We start from the raw sequence: 19,862 nt of genomic DNA on the forward strand, positions 1-19,862 counted from the left end.
AAAAATATTTTCATAAATGACAGACAAGAATTACATTCAAAATCGATAAATTAACTTACGAATTCTCGTACGGAGTGAAGTTAATAGCGTTGTAAAGTCATGCAGCGATTTTGTTTTGAGTGCATCCTCCATTTTCTGTGACTGTATCATTTTTACTACAGCTTTTCTTTCTGTAATCTTGTAGCACTGTGCTCATAAATAAATTAGGAGCAAAGTTTATGAATATAAAATCTTTAGTAACAACTTCTGTTATCGCTATAGCAGCAGCTTCTGCAGCACAAGCTGCTGATGTTATCATCCCTCATGAAACAGCCCCAGCAGTCATCGCAGCCCCTTCATTTTCTTGGACAGGCTTTTATATCGGTGGTCAGATTGGTGGTTTTTCAAGTAAAATTGACTTAAAAGATAAAGATACTTCAGTTTTTAAAGACTTATCACCTAAGCTTTCAGGTTTGATTGGCGGTTTTTATGCAGGATCTAACTTTGATCTTGGAAATGGCATTATACTAGGTGTTGAAACAGATATGATCTGGTCTGGCAAAAAGGATGTGCGAGTAGCTTCTGAAACTGTAACTCCTCCAGCTAGTGGAACTGAAACTCCTCCAGCTAGTGGAACTGAAACTCCTCCAGCTAGTGGAACTGAAACTCCTCCAGCTAGTGGAACTGAAACTCCTCCAGCTAGTGGAACTGAAACTGTAAAGAGTTTAAGTATTAGAAATGCAGGTGCACAAGAAGTTGTAGATGTATCAGAAGGTGTTGGTTTTAAACAGAAATGGGCTGGTGCTACGCGAGTACGTATTGGTTTTGCTGCTGCTGACCACATTATGCCTTATGTTGCTGGAGGTGTTGCCTATACACAGCTAGAGGCTGCTCATGGAGAAGTGAAGGTAGGTGATAAAACTTTTGTTTCAGGTTCATCTGATGAAACAGCAACAATGGTTGGTTTCACTATTGGTGGCGGTCTTGATTTTGCTGTGACTGATAATGTCCTGTTGCGTGCAGAATACCGTTACTCGGACTATGGTAAAAAGAAATTTTTTGCAAAAGAAAAAGAATATAATTTCAGAACCAATGACTTCCGTGTTGGTGTAGCTTACAAATTCTAATTTCGTCAACAACGAAATAAGCTTCCAAGAGGCTCTGTCAAAGACAGGGCCTCTATTATTTTCTGTTGTTATATTCCCATATTTATTGGGGGATGAAAAGATATTATTCAGATTTCTTTAAAAAGATTTTCATAAACAACAAGCAATAATTACGCGCTAAATCAATGACTTATACGTACTTGTAACTTACAATTTCTTGCAAAAAGTGAAGTTATGAAATGACTTTATCTTGCGTCATCTTTCGTTTCTTATGATTGTATCATTTTACTACAGCGTTTCTTTCTCTAATCATATAGCACCCTGCTCATAAATAAATGAGGAGAAAAGTTTACGAATATAAAATCTTTAGTCACAATTTCTATTATCGCTATCAGCAGCTTCTGCAGCACAAGCTGCTGATATTATCGTTCCTCGTGAAACAGCCCCAGCAGTTGTTATCACAGCCCCTTCATTTTCTTGGACAGATTTTTATTTCGGTGGTCAAGTTGGCAACTTTTCAAGTCAAAATTGATGTATTTTATTTAGAGACAAAAGAAAAAACTTCAGATAAAGATGGACTACCTAAGCCTTGAGGTTTCATAGGTGGTATTTATTTAGGTTCCAACATAGAACTTGGAAATGTCCTCAATTCTAGGTGTTGAAACCGATGCAGTCTGGATAGACCGAGGAGAAACGAAGACGGTCTCAAAGATTCTTGCGATTGATGAATTTAATGATTTTAATGATGAATTTGAAGATGCTGGTGTTGCATTGGTGTTGTTGTATTGGATGAAAATAAAAAGTTTCAAAAAGGTGACACAGCAGTGTGTCGCATTGGTTTAAAAGCAAAAAGGTCTGGTGAAACACGGGTTCGTGTAGGCTTTTTCGTCGCTGACCGCATTATGCCTTATGTTGCCGATGGTATTGCCTATGCGCAAATACAAGGTGTCGATAAAGTTTCAGAAACAAAAAAGTCGGGCAAAATGGTAAATAAAGTAAAGAAGTTTCTGCTACGATATTTGATAAAACAAAAACGATGGTAGGTTTCACCCTTGGTGGTGGTATAGATTTCTCTATGACAAATCATATTCTGCTTCGTGCGGAATACTGCTACTCAGACTTTGGTAAGAAGGAATTTAAAAAGGGTTACCCTAAACTAGGCTACAAAACCAATGACTTTCATGTAGGTGTAGCTTACAAGTTCTAATTTCATCAAAAGTGCGATTATGAATAAAAAGTATTAATAAAAAATTAAATTTTCAAGAGATCTTGACTTTGACAAAACTGCTGTTTTCTGGGCTTTTATTTATATGACTGTGACATTTTTACTACAGCTTTTCTATCTATAATCTTGTAAGGTCATTTTATAGTTAATTTAGGAGCAAAATTATGAATACAAAATATTTAATAGCAACTTCTGTTGCCGCTTTAATTTCAGCTTCTGCAGCACAAGCTGCTGATGTGATGATCCCTCATGAAGTCGCACCAGCAGTTATCGCAGCAGCACCTTCATTTTCTTGGACGGGTTTTTATCTTGGTGGTCAAGTTGGCAACTTTTCGAGTAAAACTAAAGTAACTATTCCAGGAGCAGATAAAGAGCTTTTCAAAAAAGATAACACACCTAGTCCTTCTGGTTTCATGGGTGGTATTTATGCCGGATCTAACGTAGACCTCGGAAATGGTCTCATTCTCGGTGTTGAAACCGATGCAGTTTGGGCAGACCGTGAAGAATCAAAAAAAGCCCGTGAATTGACGCTTACTGAAAAAGATGCAGCAAATTTTAATGATGCCCTTGAAAAAGCTAAGGTTGAATTAAAAGATCAGCAACAGTTTGAAAACGGTGACAAGGTAACAGAAACGCACAGTTACAAAGAAAAATGGTCTGGTGCGACACGCGTCCGTATCGGTTTTGCTGCTGTTGACCGGATTATGCCTTATGTTGCTGGTGGTATTGCCTATGCGCAGGTACAGGGCATTCAATCCGTTGCAGGAAAAGGAAAGAGAGCTAAAGTTGAGCAGAAAGCTGACGGGGATGAAAATGTGCCAGCTAAGCAAAGCATAGATTTGACTGGTGGTACTTGGGCTGATGACACGAAGACAATGCTTGGTTTCACTATTGGTGGTGGAGTTGACTTTGCAATGACAGACAACGTTCTTTTACGTGCAGAATACCGTTACTCCGATTTTGGTAAAAAGAAGTTTGCAAACGATACACGTGAATTCAATTACAAAACCAATGACTTCCGTGTAGGTGTTGCTTACAAATTCTAATTTCGTAAAAATGAAATTAGAAGCATAAAAAATACTAAGGCCTCGTTTAACGGGGCCTTTATTTTATTAGCTCTCTATTCTATATCTCTTAATCCCTTCTATTTTTATTTGTATCATTTTGTGCTATAAGACTTTAAAGAAAAAAGTTTTATATTATAGAGGGCGAATTGGTGGTATATATGGATTTTATAGCTACTGATTACATAAAATCTTATATCACGGCTATCATTTTACGCCTAAGAGAAAAGTATTCAATTAATCTCAGAAATAGGAAAAGATCATAACCAGTGACTAACTTTATTCTGCATATGCCAGATTAGAGCGAGCATATTGCGTATATCTGTTGGAGTAAGCTTTGGGAAATACAGTCTCATTGGGGAAGAATATGAAGATGTAAAGATAGAAACCAGTTTTCAACTTTATCATCTTCTTTTAATTTAGCTTTACGATTTTCAAAAGTATTTAGGGCAATGTCTTCTAAATAATGAAAATGAAGATGACGCATTGTCTTACGTTTTTGTTTATTGCATTCTTTTTATGGGATCACACTCCTCATGCAAAACAGAACGCCCCAAACGGAATACACTTGTTGTTGTGTATTCACACATTTGTTTTAAAGAAATATTTTCAAAGTACATAAAGCCCACTTCATGTCAGTATCCGTGAGTGATATAAGACGGTAAAACCTCCCAATGAAATAATATAAAATCTATAGAGCACCACTATCTTTACACTCTTAATAAAAAGAGCCAGCTAGCATCATCATACAACTTTGCCAGCCACCAATGTTGTGGACAGACCTTGGCTGTTAAAAGCGTTCATAAGAGGCATTTAAAATTCTTTTAATGTTTTTATCCGCAGACTGTTTCCGCTATCGAGAGATATGGTTTTGATTAATAAAACATGGAACAGGTTTTAAATGATAGAATCCTACAGTATTAGTTTTTTCATTCAATATGAAAACAATAAATTATCCTTATAAATTAAACCGATGTGTCATGATGAAGATATTTACGCAAAGAATCTAAAAGTTTTTTTGTGAGTGTTTGAATAAGTCCTTTGTTTTTCTTAATTTTAGATACAAAATACTATCGCTAAAGCACCAAAAGTAGATCATGTTGATAAATAGATGAAACTTTGATGGCGCTTGGTTTTAAAAAAGGCAACATTTGATTTCACTGTTTGCACAGGCATTGATTTTGCAATAACAGATGATAGTTTATTACATGCAGAATACGGTTATTCAGATTTCGGTAAAAAGAAATTTATAAAGAATATTATCATTAACAGTTATGCAAAAATTTAATGAAAATGAATCCAACTTTAAGACACATAATTCTAGTGTGATTTAGTTTACAAATTTTCATTGAATGCAAAATTAAAAGTTTAAGAAGCTTTATTTTCAAAAAATCTTTATTTTGTTGTGAGTGTGTTATTTTTGCTACAGATCTTTCAAAAAAGATGCTCTATATACATTTCATTTTGGATATTTGGAGAGATTTTATGAATACAAAACGTTTAATAACAGCATCTATTTTTTCTTTAATTTCAACGTCTACAGCGCTAGCTGCTGATGTTATGATTCCTCATCAACCAGCACCATCGACATCTTCTACTATTGTTGCTCCTACTTTTTCATGGACAGGTCTTTATTTAGGTGTCCAAGCTGGTGGTTTTTCGAGCAAATCTGATATGGCTCTTGTTGATCAAGAAAAGAATTTGCCACTAGATAAAGAGTTCTCTCCTAAACTTTCAGGTTTTGTAGGTGGTTTTTATGCAGGTTCTAATATTGATCTCGGTGATAACTTTATTTTTGGTGTCGATACGGATTTAATGATATCTGGTAAAAAACACACAAAGACAATTACCATAGGTGCAGCTGATAACACTACAGTAGAAAATGCAGTCGTAAGATCCCGCAGATCCACAAAACCACAAACGTCTCCAACTTCGCAAGCAGGAGCAGGAACAGGAACACAACAAAAAAACGCCCAAGGATCATCCGCAGGTGCAGGAGGTAAAACAGGAGGGACTCCAGCAGCAGGATCCTCGTCAGAAAAATCTGCTAAACCGCAAGCCGATCAAGTACCAGCTAAGCCAGCTGCAGGTCAACAACCACAAGCAGGAGCAGGAAAATCAAGTCAATCAGTGACAACTGGAAATTCTGGCAATACTAATCCAACATTATCATCACAAACACCATCTTCACCCCCAGCCTCACAAGCAGGAACAGGAGCACAAACACAAACACAAAAAACCGACTCAGCAGTATCTGCAGGTGCAGGAACTGCAACAGGAGGGGCTCCAGCAGCAGGATCCTCGTCAGAAAAATCTGCTGTAACGCAGTCCAGTTCAGCACCAGCTAAATCAGCAAGTGCAGCTCAACAGTCACAATCAGCAGCAGGACAATCAAATCAATCAGCAGCAGAAAGAACAGTACCGAGCGGAGGGACACTTGTACTCGCGAGATCAGGATCATCCTCTGAACCAGCAAAAGCTTCCAATGGAACAAGCGGAGCCCAAGGTCATCATAGTACTCATCATGGTAGCGGAAATGCTAATCCGCATGGTGCATCTCATGGAGGTGGGCATGGCTCTGGCGCTCATGCGCATGGTGCTGGTTCACATGCTTCTCGTTCTCATGGTGGACAGAATATGGCTGGACACGGTGCACAAAGTACACAAGCGGTGGATAAGAACAATTCCAGTGCATATGGTATAGAACAAATGAAAAAGCTGGCTTCTGAACTTGGTCTTGATCAAGAGGATGAAGTTGAAACTTTAAATCATACTTTCAAACAAAATTGGGGTGGTGCTACACGGGTACGTATTGGTTTTGCTGCTGATCGCTTTATGCCTTATCTTGCTGGCGGTATTGCTTATGGGCAGTTCCAAGACACTGTATCAATATCCGTTAAGGATGAGGATGGAAGAGTCGTTTCTTCTAAGAACTTAGCTGATGAAACAAAAACCATGATTGGTTACACACTTGGTGGTGGCGTTGATTTCTCGCTTCTGGATAATGTGATTGTACGTGCAGAATATCGTTACTCTGATTTTGGTAAAAAGAAATTTGCAAAGGAAAAACTTGAAGTTAACTACAAAACCAATGATTTCCGTGTTGGTGTAGCTTATAAATTCTAATTTTTAAAAGAGTAAATTTCTAAAAGGCTCCACTATTAGTGGAGCCTTTATTTTTTAAAAGATCAATTTTTGGTTTCTTTTCTTGTGAATTTCATGATAAAGCCCATAGAGTGTGATGATATATTTTCCTGATCGCTGCTTAATATGAATGATAAGCTCGGCTTTCCCTATAGATAAAAACCAGAGTTGCAGGGTTCAGGGAAGTTATGCAAAAATGAAATCGTAAAAGTGGACAGGAATATTTCACAATGACTGTGAAAAATGAAACAATAGATTATTCAAAAACTCTTTATCTCCCACAGACAAATTTTCCTATGCGTGCAGGGCTTCCGCAAAAAGAGCTTGAATTGATGGCGCGTTGGGAAAATATGGGGCTTTATGCGCAATTGCGCCAACAAGCAAAAGATCGTCCATTTTATATTCTTCATGATGGTCCACCTTATGCAAATGGTCATATTCATATCGGGCATGCTTTAAACAAAGTTCTAAAGGATGTGGTTGTCCGTTCATTCCAAATGCGCGGTTTTAATGCAAATTATGTACCTGGTTGGGATTGCCATGGGCTTCCAATTGAATGGAAAATTGAAGAAAAATATCGAGCACAAGGAAAAAATAAGGATGAGGTACCTCTTCACGAGTTTCGTCAAGAATGCCGTGAATTTGCACAGCATTGGGTAACCGTTCAAAGTGAAGAATTTAAACGCCTTGGTGTCGTGGGAGATTTTAACACGCCTTATACTACAATGGCTTTTCATGCAGAAGCACGCATTGCCAGTGAATTGATAAAATTTGCTATGTCAGATCAGATTTATCGTGGTTCCAAGCCGGTGATGTGGTCTGTTGTAGAGCGTACGGCTTTGGCAGAGGCTGAGATTGAATATCATGATCATGAATCAGAGGTGCTTTGGGTTAAGTTTCCTGTTTTTAAAGCAAATTCTGATGATTTATATGGTGCTTATGTCGTCATTTGGACAACAACACCGTGGACAATTCCTGCTAACCGTGCAGTGAGTTATTCTTCGCAGATTTCTTATGGTATTTACGAAGTTGAAAGTACTGAAAATGATTTTGGTCCTCAAGCTGGGGAAAAACTTCTCTTTGCTGATGCGTTAGCTATGAGTTGTGCAGAAAAAGCCAAACTTGTTTTGAAGCGTTTGCGTGTTATTTCTGCTGAAGAATTGAAAGCTCTTGTTCTTTCTCATCCACTCAAAGGTTTGGCTGGGGGGTATAACTTTAAAATTCCATTGTTTGATGGTTCGCACGTAACAGAGAGTGCTGGTACAGGTTTTGTTCATACAGCGCCAAGCCATGGGCGTGAGGACTTTGAAATTTGGAATGATTATAAGTCCTTACTGGAGCAAACGGGGATTGATTCATCTATACCGTTTCCTGTTGATGATGCAGGGTTCTATACGAAAGATGTTCCAGGTTTGGGACCAGATCGTGAAGGAGGACCTGCACGTATTATAGATGATAATGGAAAAATGGGTGATGCTAATAAAGAGGTCATTAACGCTTTAATTAAAGCAGATCGATTGTTTGCACGGGGGCGTTTAAAGCATTCCTATCCCCATAGTTGGCGTTCAAAAAAACCCGTTATTTTTCGCAATACACCGCAATGGTTTATTTCAATGGATAAAGATTTTGGGGATGGTTCAACTTTACGTAGTCGGGCTTTGGAAGCTGTTTCAAAAACGCGTTTTGTGCCGTCTTCTGGGCAAAACCGCCTAGCTTCTATGATAGAAGATCGTCCTGATTGGGTTCTTTCTCGTCAGCGTTCTTGGGGTGTTCCTATTTGTATTTTTGCGAATGAGGATGGTGTTATTCTAAAAGATGAAGGTGTGAACGAGCGTATTTTACGGGCTTTTGAAGCAGAAGGGGCAGATGCATGGTTTGCTGAAGGAGCACGTGAACGTTTTTTAGGTGAGCGTGCACATGAGCCTTGGGTACAGGTTTATGATATTTTGGATGTTTGGTTTGATTCTGGAGCAAGCCATAGCTTTGTGTTAGAAGATCGGGCTGATTTGAAATGGCCTGCTGATGTTTATTTTGAAGGTTCAGATCAACATCGCGGATGGTTCCAATCTTCTCTTTTGGAAAGCTGTGGTACGCGTGCTTGCTCTCCCTATAAGGCAGTGATCACACATGGTTTTACTTTGGATGAGAATGGTAAGAAAATGTCTAAATCTTTAGGCAATACGGTTGTTCCACAAGAGATCATTAAAACATCTGGAGCTGATATTTTTCGTCTCTGGGTTATGACAACTGATTATTGGGAAGATCAGCGTTTAGGCAAAAAAATCCTTCAAACAAATGTGGATTCATATCGTAAACTACGCAATGCAATTCGTTGGATGCTTGGAACTTTAGCGTATGATGATGGAGAAGAAATATCTTATGGCGCACTGCCGGATCTTGAAAAATTTATATTGCATAGGCTTTTTGAACTTGATCAGTTGATTAATCGCGCTTACGATGAATTTGATTTTAAAAAGATTATGCGTGCATTATTGGATTTTTCAATCATTGAGTTATCGGCATTTTATTTTGATATCCGCAAGGATTCTCTTTATTGTGATGCGCCTTCATCAAAAAAACGCAAGTCTTCCTTGCAGGTTGTCCGTGAGATTTTTGAGCGTATGGTAACATGGCTTGCTCCAATGTTGCCTTTTACTATGGAGGAAGCTTGGTTAGAGCGTTACCCAGAAAGCCAATCGGTGCATTTAGAACAATTTCGCTCTGTACCAGAAGAATGGCAAAATCAATCTTTGTCTGAGCGTTGGAAAAAAATTCGGCAGGTCCGTAAAGTTGTTACAGGTGCTTTAGAGCTTGAACGCGTTGATAAGCGTATTGGATCCTCGTTAGAAGCCGCTCCTGTTGTTTTTATTTCCAATCCGGCTTTACGAGAAGCATTAGAAAATGTGGATATGGCGGAGATCTGTATTACCAGTGAACTCACAATTACGCAGGATACAATACCTTCCGATGCTTTTACTTTGAATGATGTTGAAGGTGTTGGTGTATATCCAGAGAAGGCATTAGGAAAAAAATGTGCTCGATCATGGCGTTATACACAAGATGTTGGGAGTGATCCTGCTTATCCGGATGTATCTGCTCGTGATGCAGCTGCTTTGCGGGAATTGCAGATTCTTGGCAAGATTTAAAATTTTAGATCAAAGGAAAGAAATGCAAGTAAATTTCTCATATTGATGAATATAGTTTTTTGTGGTACGAGAAAGATTCCGTTGTTTTATCTGCAGGGGGGAAATTTGTGTATGGAACGTTCTCTCATAAATAACGGGAATGTTAATTAGCCATATACTTAGGAAATGGAATAGGCAGTGAGAAAACGTGAAATAAAAATATTTCCAATAGGAATTTTAGGGATGTGCTTTGTTTTAACGGGATGCAATTTATCCGCTCCTACCTATGGTACCGATAAACCAGTTTCAATCCAGTTTTTTGAAGATGTTGCTAATATTACTTCATTAACACCAACAAATAACAGCAGCCAGATTGTTATGAAACCTCATCCAAAGCTTGTAATACCAAGCCCTGGTTCGCGCAGATTTTTGCCGGTGCCACAACAAGATAGATCTGTCAATGAAATAGCAGCATCGAAGAAGCATCAAGGAAATACGTCTTTTCCTCACAAAGGATCGTCAGTTAATGGCGCTGGTTCAGAAAACCCTTCACAGTTGAATGCGAAGCAACGACAGGAATATTTACGTCGTCAGAGAGCACAAGTTGGAAGTTCAAAATACCGTCGCTATCTCACTGAACCACCTTTAAGTTATCGCCAACCGGCAAAAACCGCACCTATTGGTCGATAGGGAAAAGACAAAATATTTAAAGTAAAGAATTTTTCTAATTACTTATGATACCAAGCTCTCATTCTCGCGCAGTTATAATGCTGTTGTAGGAGGGGTGTTATTCTCATGAAATAGCAATATGACAACAGCATCGAGAGAGTCCTTATGCGTTTCCTAACACGAAACATTTCTCAAGCTCATTTTACAACATCGCTCATGTGGATAGTATAACGTAAAATCTATTGTGCTCCAATATCTTTATGCTTAGGAAGGAGAAAACTGATACTATCATTTTATTTTCCAAACTCCAATGTTGCGACAATTCTTGCATTTGAGAGCCTTCATAAGAGACATTTTTAGTCTTTTCTAAAACGTTCTTTATCCAGAAGATAATCCCGCTTATGATGTGCAAGAAAGTAACTTTTATTGCTTCAATGTAATTTGAAATGAGAGTATATCTACGATATTTTGGACTTTATATTTTATATACAAAATAATGAATTATTCTTATGAGTGAATGTATTATCTAATAGAAGCAATATTCAGCATTAAAAAAGAGAAAAAATGCTTCGAAATGGCTTTTGCTATATATATATCAGAGGAATTAATAGTCTTTTTTTGAGAAATAGGATAGTTTTTAAAGAGTGAAAATTATGGAAGAAGAATTGTTTTTAGTATCGCTTTTGTATAAAAAAATCTTTAAGTAATTGAGCAGCTTCTTTTTCTTTAAAACCAGAATAAATCTCAGGTTTGTGATGACAGGTTGGTTGCTGATAAAAACGAGGACCATTTTCTATAGCCCCCCCTTTGGGATCATTTGTTGCGTAATAGAGACGTCGTATGCGTGCAAATGAAATGGCAGCAGCACACATAGCACAAGGCTCAAGTGTTACATAAAGATCGCAATCAGGAAGCCTTTCGCTTTGCAATGTTTCGCAAGCCATACGGATTGCGCGCATTTCTGCGTGTCCTGTAGGGTCATATGCAGATTTTATAAAGTTACCAGCGCGTGCAATGATAGCTTTTCCACGTGTAATGACAGCGCCTACGGGAACTTCATCTTTTTTTGCAGCCCATTGCGCTTCTAAAAGGGCTATTTCCATGGGCGTCAAAGTCATCATATTCTTTCTACTGAAGGTATAGAAAATCTAAAGGTTATCTCGATAAGAAATGTGATGGAATGAATAATTTATTACGCTTTTATAATGAAAGGAATACCTCTATTTTTTAAAGTGTTTAAAACAAACGTGCAAGTCAACAAATACATTATTGTCGTTAAAGGATAGAAAATGATAAATGATTATGCTACTTCCTCTTTCAGGATAAGCGGTATGGTGCATGTGAATAATTTTCTGAACATACTGGCAAAGATTGGTTTGAAACGCAAATGAATGAAAATAATGAGAGTGAACGAATTGCTAAAAGGTTAGCGCGTGCTGGTGTTGCTTCGCGTCGAGATGCAGAAATGATGATTGTTGCAGGTCGCATTTCTGTAAATGGTACGGTCGTGACAACGCCTGCTTTTAATGTTAGCCGCTCTGATGTTATTAAAGTTGATGGCAAACCTTTACCTCCTATAGAACGAACGCGTTTATGGCTTTACCATAAGCCAGCAGGCCTTGTCACCACGAACCGTGATCCTGAAGGCAGACCTACAGTATTTAGTAATTTACCAAAAGGAATGCCGCGTGTTCTTTCTGTTGGAAGGCTTGACATTAACACGGAAGGGCTTTTGCTTTTAACTAATGATGGTGGCTTAGCGCGTGTATTAGAGCTTCCTGTAACAGGATGGGTCCGCAAATATCGCGTCCGTGCTCATGGAAGAGTAAAGAAGAGCGCGCTGGATAACCTTAAAAATGGTATTGCGATTAATGGCATTTTTTATGGTTCGATTGAAGCATCAATTGAACGTGAACAAGGATCTAATATATGGCTTTCTGTCGCTTTGCGTGAAGGAAAAAATCGTGAAATAAAGAATGTTTTAGGGGCGTTGGGATTATCAGTTAATCGATTAATACGTGTATCTTATGGTCCATTTCATCTCTCTGATTTAGAAGAAGGAGCCGTGCAAGAGTTAAAAGGGCGGATGTTACGAGATCAGTTGGGGGAGCGTTTGATTATGCAAGCCAATGCAGATTTTGATGCTCCTATTCTTAAGCCATTTTCAAATTCTGCAGTTGTTGCAGAAAAGCAAAGCCAAAAAGATCTTTCTGTTGCAAATGATGGTTGGGTTTTCTCAAGTGAAAGGGCGATACGGCGCCGACCAAGAGATGATTCTGTTGAACATAGTCGTGCACGATTAAGTGCAAAGTCTCATGAGAATGTAAAGAAGGAAAAAAGTGAGGAAGGAAAAGCAGAGCGTTTTCTACCGCGTTCTCGCCGTGCTAATGTTTGGATGGCTCCTGGTGCACGTCCGCAGAGTACACGTAGAAAGCCTTCTTATAGTGAGGAGAAATCGCATGATCATAAGAGCGATTTGGATGGTAGAAAATCCTTTCATCGAGGCAAGGAAAAACTAAAAGAAAGTCCGTCACACAAAGAGAAGAGGGGAAGTTTTGTTCAAAAACGTGGCAAAACATCTTATGACGAGACGCATCCCTCTGGTAAGAAAGATCGCTTTTTCAAGGATAAAGAGAAAATGATAAAAAGTGGACATGAGGAGCATTCTTTTGAGAGAAAGAAAAAGGTAAAATCGTTTGGTGATGCTATGAAAAAATCTAAACCACATAGGGATGGTGCAAAAACTTCGAAGCGATTTGGAGGTTCACGTGCGGATCATAGGCGGTAAATTTGCTGGGCGTGTTTTGTTTTCGCCTGTTAATCAGTCGATTCGCCCAACGAGTGATCGTACACGTGAAAGCCTTTTTAATATTCTTTCTAGCCGTGAAGAACAATTTTGGACCAATAAACGTATTCTTGATCTTTTTGCTGGTACTGGTGCTTTAGGCATCGAAGCACTTTCACGTGGAGCAAAGGCGGCTGTTTTTGTTGAAAACTCGGTTGAGGGACGTGGGTTGCTTCAAAAAAATATAGAAGCCTTTGAATTACAGTCGATAGGACGGATTTTGCGTCGTGATGCGACAAAACTTGGCAATATTGGCACAATGCTTCCATTTGATGTTATCTGCGCTGATCCTCCCTATAGCCGTTGTTTAGGTGAACGTGCTTTCGTAGAAGCTTTGCGAGGAGGGTGGGCAAAAGCTGATACACTCTTCATACTTGAAGAAAAGAAAGATACAATGATTCATTTACCCGACGTCTTTTATCTAGACGATGAGCGTTTTTATGGTGAGACAGCAATACGTCTCTATAAATTACGATCGCTTACATTTTGAGAAAGTTCTTGTTTTTATCCGGTAGGATGAAAAAATGCTTCTTTACAGTTTTCTTCATTTTATATGGTTTTTAAAAGGTTACGGAGAAAGTAAATAAAAGATTCTAATGTTAAAGGAATTGATGAATTTTGATTTCATTATGTTTTTTGTCTGAATCTCTCATTTTTTTGAAGTTTTTTATAGCCCCAAGAGCGAGTCTTTTACAATATACGCCCTTTAATATAGAGGGGCCATCTGTTCTTCTGTCTAGCCAAAAATTGCTTTGAGGTGTAATGCTATTGGACCTAAATTAGCAGTATGTATTGCTGCTAATTTTTGTAAGTTATATGCTGATTTGTTAATTTCAGCTACATTAAAAGTGAAAAGCATTATCAAAGCTTTAGTGTATTATTAGCTTTACTACCGATGAATGTTTTTTCTCCAATAGGATACATATTTCACGACAACAGTTATGATACCTTTTTGTCTAATTTCTTTCGGCTGAACATTAATCATCAACATCTCATTAGCAGCTGAAAGCTTTCAACTATGCAGTCTGCATTTATATCCTAAATAGTACGTAACTTTTATCTTTATTATTGTATGAACTTAAAACAGATATTTTCTATTTAAGGTAGACAATAGTGTTCATTTATACTGAATATTTGTGTGTTTATTTTATTAATATCGCTTGTTGAGTTAATCATTATATATTAAGTAAATCTGAAAGTATTAAGTGTGTTATCGTTATTACATTTTTAAGAATAATTTTTATATTATTCTTAAGCAATAAAACTAAATGATTTCTAAAACAGGGAAGATTATCATGTTTAAATGGATATATAGCGAAGAAATTAACACAGAAGCGAGTGCTGAGCAAATTTGGGCTATATGGGAAGATGTGGCATCATGGCCTTGCTGGGATAGTGAACTTGAGTGGGTAGAACTTTCTGGTCCTTTCAAAAAAGGGGCTACAGGACGCATGAAACCTAAAAAGGGACCTACAGTAACTTTTACACTTGATAAAGTTATAAAAAATGTTTTCTTTTCTGATTATGCTAAACTGCCTCTTACTCACATAAGTTTTGATCATGAATATATTTGTTCAAAAAAATCTGATTCTTCAAATAACAAAATTCGCCATACTGTAACCATGTCTGGTTTACTTTCTCCTTTCTTTGGAATGGTTATTGGGTCAAAAATTAAGTTACACCTTCGTGATGCAATGATTGAAATGAGCAGACGTGCTCTTATTGAAAACAAAATCATCTCGTAAGGGGGTGCATTTATAAAGAAGTTAATACCTTTACAAAGGCGCAGAAATCTTAGCCTTGTTAGAATGAAATCAGTTATGAGTGTATAGCAAATCGATGAGCTATGGTGTGGTTTTTCATTAGTCGTTGAAATCGAGTCAAATCATCTGAGAAAATTAATTTTGCATCAAAGATCTTATAAGAGTCATTGAATTTTATTCAATATATAAAAGCTTATGAGGTGCGCATTTTTACTGAAAATAAAGAAAGTTGTAGAAGCTTCTGCTCTTGTGAATCTGTAGGTCGATATTGTCATGATATTTGCCAGTTTCTAGTATTGCGATAGTTTTTGATTTGAGAGCCTTGATAAAAGGCATTTTGACTTCTTCTTAAATAGTTTTTATCAACATTACCTCTATTCATGATGTGAGAGCGAATAGTTGTGATTTCCTCAACATAAATAAGTTTAAAATGGAGAAAATTTAATGATATTTGATTCTTTTATGCAAATTACAAAACGATCAATTATAATTATAAATCAAAGTGTTTTTTTGATTAAAAGATGATGACGTTCTAAAGAGTACAGCTTTAAAAGGCTCTAAAGGATAAATAAGCTCACTCTTAATTTCCGTAAAATTAATTTCGTATCATTGTATATATTTGGTTTAAATGTTTAAAAAAGCGATTTTTTTAAATGCGTACATATATCCTAGTTTCTGCAAATATTTTTGTATCTGTTAAAACAATTATGAGCGATAAACTTGTCAAAATTAATTGGAAGAATACGCTTATTACAAATTGAATTGAAAGATAGATACAATGTTGAGTTTTATATAAAAGCTTTATTGATTATCGTTTTATGACAGTATTACACTTCTTTATTTTTTAATGGAGGGGAAAGAGTATAGTTCTTAAATCAAAATCTATCTAGTATCTTAGAATTTTTGTTTCAGGAAAAAGAAGTCGGTCAAATTATGCCTGTTTAATAACAAAATAATCGATTAAGGATGACGCATGAAAAAATGAGATGCTCTCGATTAGACGCATTAGAAACGAGAGAGAATGTTATGATTATAACTTATTTCTGATAAATATAAAAAATGAGTTCTTTGTGATACCACGTCCATGAGGGTAAAGAAGTTTATGACTGCTCATTTTGTTGAAACCATAATGAAAGGAAAAATTTTTTATTCCGTTTATGTTTTTTGTTTACAAGATTGCCATCTTATTATGAGAGAGTTTATAGAAGCAAAGAAGTATACACAAATATAAGGCATTTTCTTGATTCTTGCTTGGAAATTAAAGAATGCTATAGGAATAAAGGAAGTTGTTTGACTATCCAGAGGACATAAGGTTTGTGACTTAAGTCGTTTTATGCTTTTCGAATTTTTGAGGATTTTGACTTAAATTCAAGTGTTATTGCTAGGTCGTTTGTTGATTGCCAAGTTTTCGGTTGATTTGATTATCAGTACAGATTGGGTTATCTAAAATGATAAGGGGCAATGAGAAATCTTGAAACTAAAGAAATTTTACGACATATTGCGTCTTTTCATAAAGAAGCTAAAAAGGAAATTATTCGATGCATTAAAAGAAAAAATGCATGAAATGTGCGTAATTTTATGAATAAACATACAAGAGTTATATTCTGATTTATATAAAATTGTCAGAGTGCTTATCAATGTAAATAATAAAATATTTCAGGGAGTCTATAATGACTGACAAAAACCAGATTGAGAAAGCTGTTTCACTGGTTGAAGCAGCAAGGCGTTCTGGGGCAGATGCTGCTGATGCCGTTATTGTTCATGCTCATTCTACCAGTGTATCAGTTCGTTTTGGGAAAGTCGAATCAACAGAAGCAGCAGAGAGCAATGATTTTACTCTAAGGGTTTTTGTTGGAAAAAAAGTAGCAAGTGTTTCTGCTAATTTAGCGTCTTATCCGCAAGAACTTGCGGAACGTGCTGTTGCGATGGCTAAAGCTTCTCCCGATAGTTTATTTGAAGGTTTGGCAGATAAAGAGTGTTTGGTTAAGTCTCCTAAAGATCTTGATCTTTTTGATGATTTTGTGCCAAGCAGTCATTTTTTAACAGAAGATGCTTTAAAAACAGAGGCAGCAGCTCTTGATGTTAAAGGTGTAAGTAATTCTGGTGGCGCTGCAACAGCTTATGGTCGGAGTGGGTTTATTCTTGTGACCAGCGATGGTTTTTGTGGAGCCTATCGCTCCAGTTGCTTTTCACGTTCTTGTAGTGCTCTTGCAGGTGAAGGCACACAAATGGAGCGGGATTATGATTATACAACAGCCTTACATTTTTCTGATTTAGAGGCAGCAGAAACTGTTGGAAAGAATGCAGGGTTTGGTGCTGTCCGACGTTTGGGTGCAGTTCGTGCGGCGACTGGGGGCGTTGATGTTATTTTTAATCCGCGTACGGCTCGCGGAATTGCAGGGCATATCGCATCTATGGTCAATGGAGCCTCTGTAGCTCGTAAAACAAGTCTTTTACAGAATTTCCTAGGCAAGGAAGTGATGAAGCCTAATGTTAATGTAACCGATCAACCTTTGCGATTACGTGGAAATGCTTCTCATCCTTTTGATGGAGAAGGGGTAGAGGGGCAAACACTCAATATTATTGAAAATGGTATTTTAAAAAATTGGCTTCTTTCATCATCTACAGCACGTGAATTGGGACTTAAAACAAATGGACACGGTGTGCGTTCGGCATCATTAGTGCAGCCGACAAGTACAAATTTTGCAATTGAACCGGGTTTAGTATCGCCTTGCGATATGATAAAAGATTTGCGAAATGGATTTTATGTGACCGAATTATTCGGTCACGGCATTGATTTTATTACTGGTCAGTATAGTCGTGGGGCTTCCGGTTTTTGGATTGAAAATGGTGAAATTGCTTATCCGGTGAGTGAAGTAACGCTAGGTTCTGATTTGCTTCATATGTTAGCACATTTAACACCTGCCAATGATATTGATCGGCGTTATGGTACGGCGGCTCCAACATTGTTAATTGAAGGGATGACACTTGCAGGAAAATAACACGCATCATTCTTCTGATTTAAATCTTTTGCGGGATGTTTGTCGAGAGGCAGGAGATTTAGCAATGCGGTATTTTGGATGCACGTTGGATGTTTGGATTAAAGAGGGGAATTCACCGGTCAGTGAGGCAGATTTTGCTGTTGATCATTTTTTGAAAGAGAAGCTTCTTGGAGCGCGTCCAAATTATGGATGGATTTCAGAAGAAACAAAAGATAATCGAGAACAACAAGATTATGAACGCTCCTTTGTGGTTGATCCTATTGATGGAACACGAGGTTTTCTTTCTGGCAGTCCTTATTGGTGTATTTCGGTTGCCATTATTGAGAATGGGCGTCCTATTGTGGGCGTTCTACAATGTCCGGCTCAAGGAGATATTTATGCAGCTGTAACGGGTGGAGGGGCAACATTAAATGGGATAAAACTTCCTCGTTTAGCCTCGGGGGGGTATCGAAAATATAAAATTTCGCTTGATAAATCGCTCGCAAAAAAATTACCAGATGATTTTCTCAATCGAGTTATTCTTTACCATTATCTTCCTTCTCTTGCTTATCGTATTGTTCTTGTTGCTCAAGATGAAATTGATATCGTATTAGTTCGTCCAAATTGTCATGAATGGGATATTGCCGCTGCTGATCTTATTTTGCAGGAGTGTGGAGGGTGTTTTTTATCGCTTGATGCCCCTTTACTATCTTATGGAATTGAACCTTACCAATATGGACTTTTAATTGCTGGTAAAAATAATTGCTGTCAAGATATGATAGATGTTGTTCGTCAAACAAAGTTAGTTTAATCACGTAAAAGCGCGCTAAAATAATCTAAATGATATGGAGGCACATATGACTGAAACCAACGAAAAAAAACAATATTTATATCTTGTATTTGGTGGGGAATTAAAAAATCTTAACAGTAATCAATTTAAGAATCCTGATGATTTAGATGTGGTTGGTATTTTCTCGGATTATCAATCCGCTCAAGAAGCATGGCAGGCAAAAGCACAAAGCAGTGTAGATAATGCATTACAACGTTATTGCATTGTAGATTTGCATCAGTTTCTTGATGCTGAGTTAGGCGATGCAGAGTAAAGCTTGAATATTTGGTCATTATAGCCTGTAGATTGCTTCACGCTTTTGTTTAATCGTCCTTTCCATAGGTACGTTCTTCGGGTAAAATAGAATGCCGTAAAAAAAGAATATGCTTGTTGTTTAAAATTCATATGTTTTCTTAATGAAACATCTTTCAAGGCACCCAAGCACATTCCATAATGGTGTCCGTGCAAGTTATAAAATCCATTGTTGCACCACCATCTTTACGCTTAATAAAAATGCAAGACAGTTCTATTAACCTATTTACAACAGCAATATTATCATGACGAGCTATCACTCGAAGTTTATGATTATATTGTGAATAGTCACTCTGCTTTTGAATGGAGTATGAAACATTAATGCGTTCAGATTAATAAAAAGAGTAGCATTATTAATGATACCAATTACTACTCCGTTGAGATTATTAGCACTCCCTACTTATCCATTGGAATTTTTCCAACAAGTTATCACTATAAGCTTAGAAACCATGAAAGTCGTTAGAAACTTACCAAAATTAGAAACTTAGAAAAACTGAATAGATTGATGAAGTTAACTTACCTCATAAGTTTTTTTGAGTACTCGTTTAAAACTACAATCTATAAATTAATCATTTTGTGTTGATTATACACAATCTTAAAAGGAATAATACACCATGCGATCTCCTGAAAAGAGAGGATTTAAAATTTTGAAAACTCTTATTTAAATTGCTTTAAGACTTTTAAGAAATTTTCTATTAAACAAGATTAGATTTTTCTGGATTACCTTTAAGAGATTATATCACAATTTAAAATGAGAACTTTATACCGTTCAAAAGTTTTTTTAAGATTAGTTTTACATATTCATTTTATTGAAATGAAA

At 37.0% G+C, this 19,862-nt stretch carries 12 protein-coding genes and 2 pseudogenes; 13 read left to right on the forward strand and 1 reads right to left on the reverse strand.

Going from position 1 to position 19,862, the window contains the following annotated elements; translation table 11 throughout:
* Window positions 1-218: 218 nt before the first annotated feature.
* The 6 genes and pseudogenes from ACFIK8_RS03720 to ACFIK8_RS03745 all read left to right on the forward strand — a co-directional run bounded on the left by ACFIK8_RS03720 (window position 219) and on the right by ACFIK8_RS03745 (window position 10,333).
* Entirely contained in the window at window positions 219-1,106 is an 888-nt protein-coding gene (locus tag ACFIK8_RS03720; protein ID WP_375668976.1) for a porin, read from the forward strand.
* A 336-nt stretch (window positions 1,107-1,442) separates the two neighbouring features.
* Window positions 1,443-2,292: pseudogene (locus ACFIK8_RS03725) on the forward strand (outer membrane protein).
* A 182-nt stretch (window positions 2,293-2,474) separates the two neighbouring features.
* Window positions 2,475-3,356: an outer membrane protein gene (locus ACFIK8_RS03730; RefSeq protein WP_375668977.1), complete on the forward strand. Its 882-nt coding sequence runs from the start codon at window positions 2,475-2,477 to the stop codon at window positions 3,354-3,356.
* 1,503 nt (window positions 3,357-4,859) lie between these two features.
* Complete coding sequence (locus ACFIK8_RS03735) at window positions 4,860-6,500, forward strand: porin (RefSeq protein ID WP_375668978.1); 1,641 nt, start codon at window positions 4,860-4,862, stop codon at window positions 6,498-6,500.
* A 248-nt stretch (window positions 6,501-6,748) separates the two neighbouring features.
* Window positions 6,749-9,664 (forward strand): isoleucine--tRNA ligase, encoded by a 2,916-nt coding sequence (ileS, locus tag ACFIK8_RS03740; protein WP_375635954.1) that lies wholly within the window; start codon window positions 6,749-6,751, stop codon window positions 9,662-9,664.
* Window positions 9,665-9,841: 177 nt separating this feature from the next.
* Window positions 9,842-10,333, forward strand: a complete 492-nt coding sequence (locus ACFIK8_RS03745) for a hypothetical protein (RefSeq protein ID WP_375668979.1) — start codon at window positions 9,842-9,844, stop codon at window positions 10,331-10,333.
* A 650-nt stretch (window positions 10,334-10,983) separates the two neighbouring features.
* Here ACFIK8_RS03745 and ACFIK8_RS03750 read toward each other — a convergent pair.
* A complete protein-coding gene (locus ACFIK8_RS03750; protein ID WP_375636040.1) occupies window positions 10,984-11,430 on the reverse strand; it encodes a nucleoside deaminase in 447 nt (148 codons plus the stop codon).
* Window positions 11,431-11,699: 269 nt separating this feature from the next.
* Between ACFIK8_RS03750 and ACFIK8_RS03755 the strand changes: the two genes are divergently transcribed.
* The 7 genes and pseudogenes from ACFIK8_RS03755 to ACFIK8_RS03785 form a co-directional block, all read left to right on the forward strand.
* Window positions 11,700-13,100 (forward strand): pseudouridine synthase, encoded by a 1,401-nt coding sequence (locus tag ACFIK8_RS03755; protein ID WP_375635952.1) that lies wholly within the window; start codon window positions 11,700-11,702, stop codon window positions 13,098-13,100.
* Window positions 13,081-13,647 (forward strand): 16S rRNA (guanine(966)-N(2))-methyltransferase RsmD, encoded by a 567-nt coding sequence (gene rsmD / locus ACFIK8_RS03760; protein ID WP_273787828.1) that lies wholly within the window; start codon window positions 13,081-13,083, stop codon window positions 13,645-13,647. The genes ACFIK8_RS03755 and rsmD overlap by 20 nt, the downstream gene beginning before the upstream one ends.
* Before the next feature lie 805 nt (window positions 13,648-14,452).
* Window positions 14,453-14,902, forward strand: a complete 450-nt coding sequence (locus tag ACFIK8_RS03765; protein ID WP_375668980.1) for a hypothetical protein — start codon at window positions 14,453-14,455, stop codon at window positions 14,900-14,902.
* A gap of 1,688 nt (window positions 14,903-16,590) precedes the next feature.
* Window positions 16,591-17,922 carry a TldD/PmbA family protein gene (locus tag ACFIK8_RS03770; RefSeq protein WP_375644615.1) on the forward strand — a complete coding sequence of 444 codons (1,332 nt, stop codon included), beginning with the start codon at window positions 16,591-16,593 and terminating at the stop codon, window positions 17,920-17,922.
* Window positions 17,909-18,712, forward strand: coding sequence for a 3'(2'),5'-bisphosphate nucleotidase CysQ (locus ACFIK8_RS03775; RefSeq protein WP_375668981.1), 804 nt, complete (start codon window positions 17,909-17,911; stop codon window positions 18,710-18,712). The genes ACFIK8_RS03770 and ACFIK8_RS03775 overlap by 14 nt, the downstream gene beginning before the upstream one ends.
* A 46-nt stretch (window positions 18,713-18,758) precedes the next feature.
* A complete protein-coding gene (locus ACFIK8_RS03780) occupies window positions 18,759-19,004 on the forward strand; it encodes a DUF4170 domain-containing protein (RefSeq protein WP_375635948.1) in 246 nt (81 codons plus the stop codon).
* A 262-nt stretch (window positions 19,005-19,266) separates the two neighbouring features.
* Window positions 19,267-19,530: pseudogene (locus ACFIK8_RS03785) on the forward strand (type ISP restriction/modification enzyme); the annotation flags it as partial.
* Window positions 19,531-19,862: the final 332 nt, after the last annotated feature.

This window comes from Bartonella sp. MR168JLCBS, assembly GCF_042194175.1.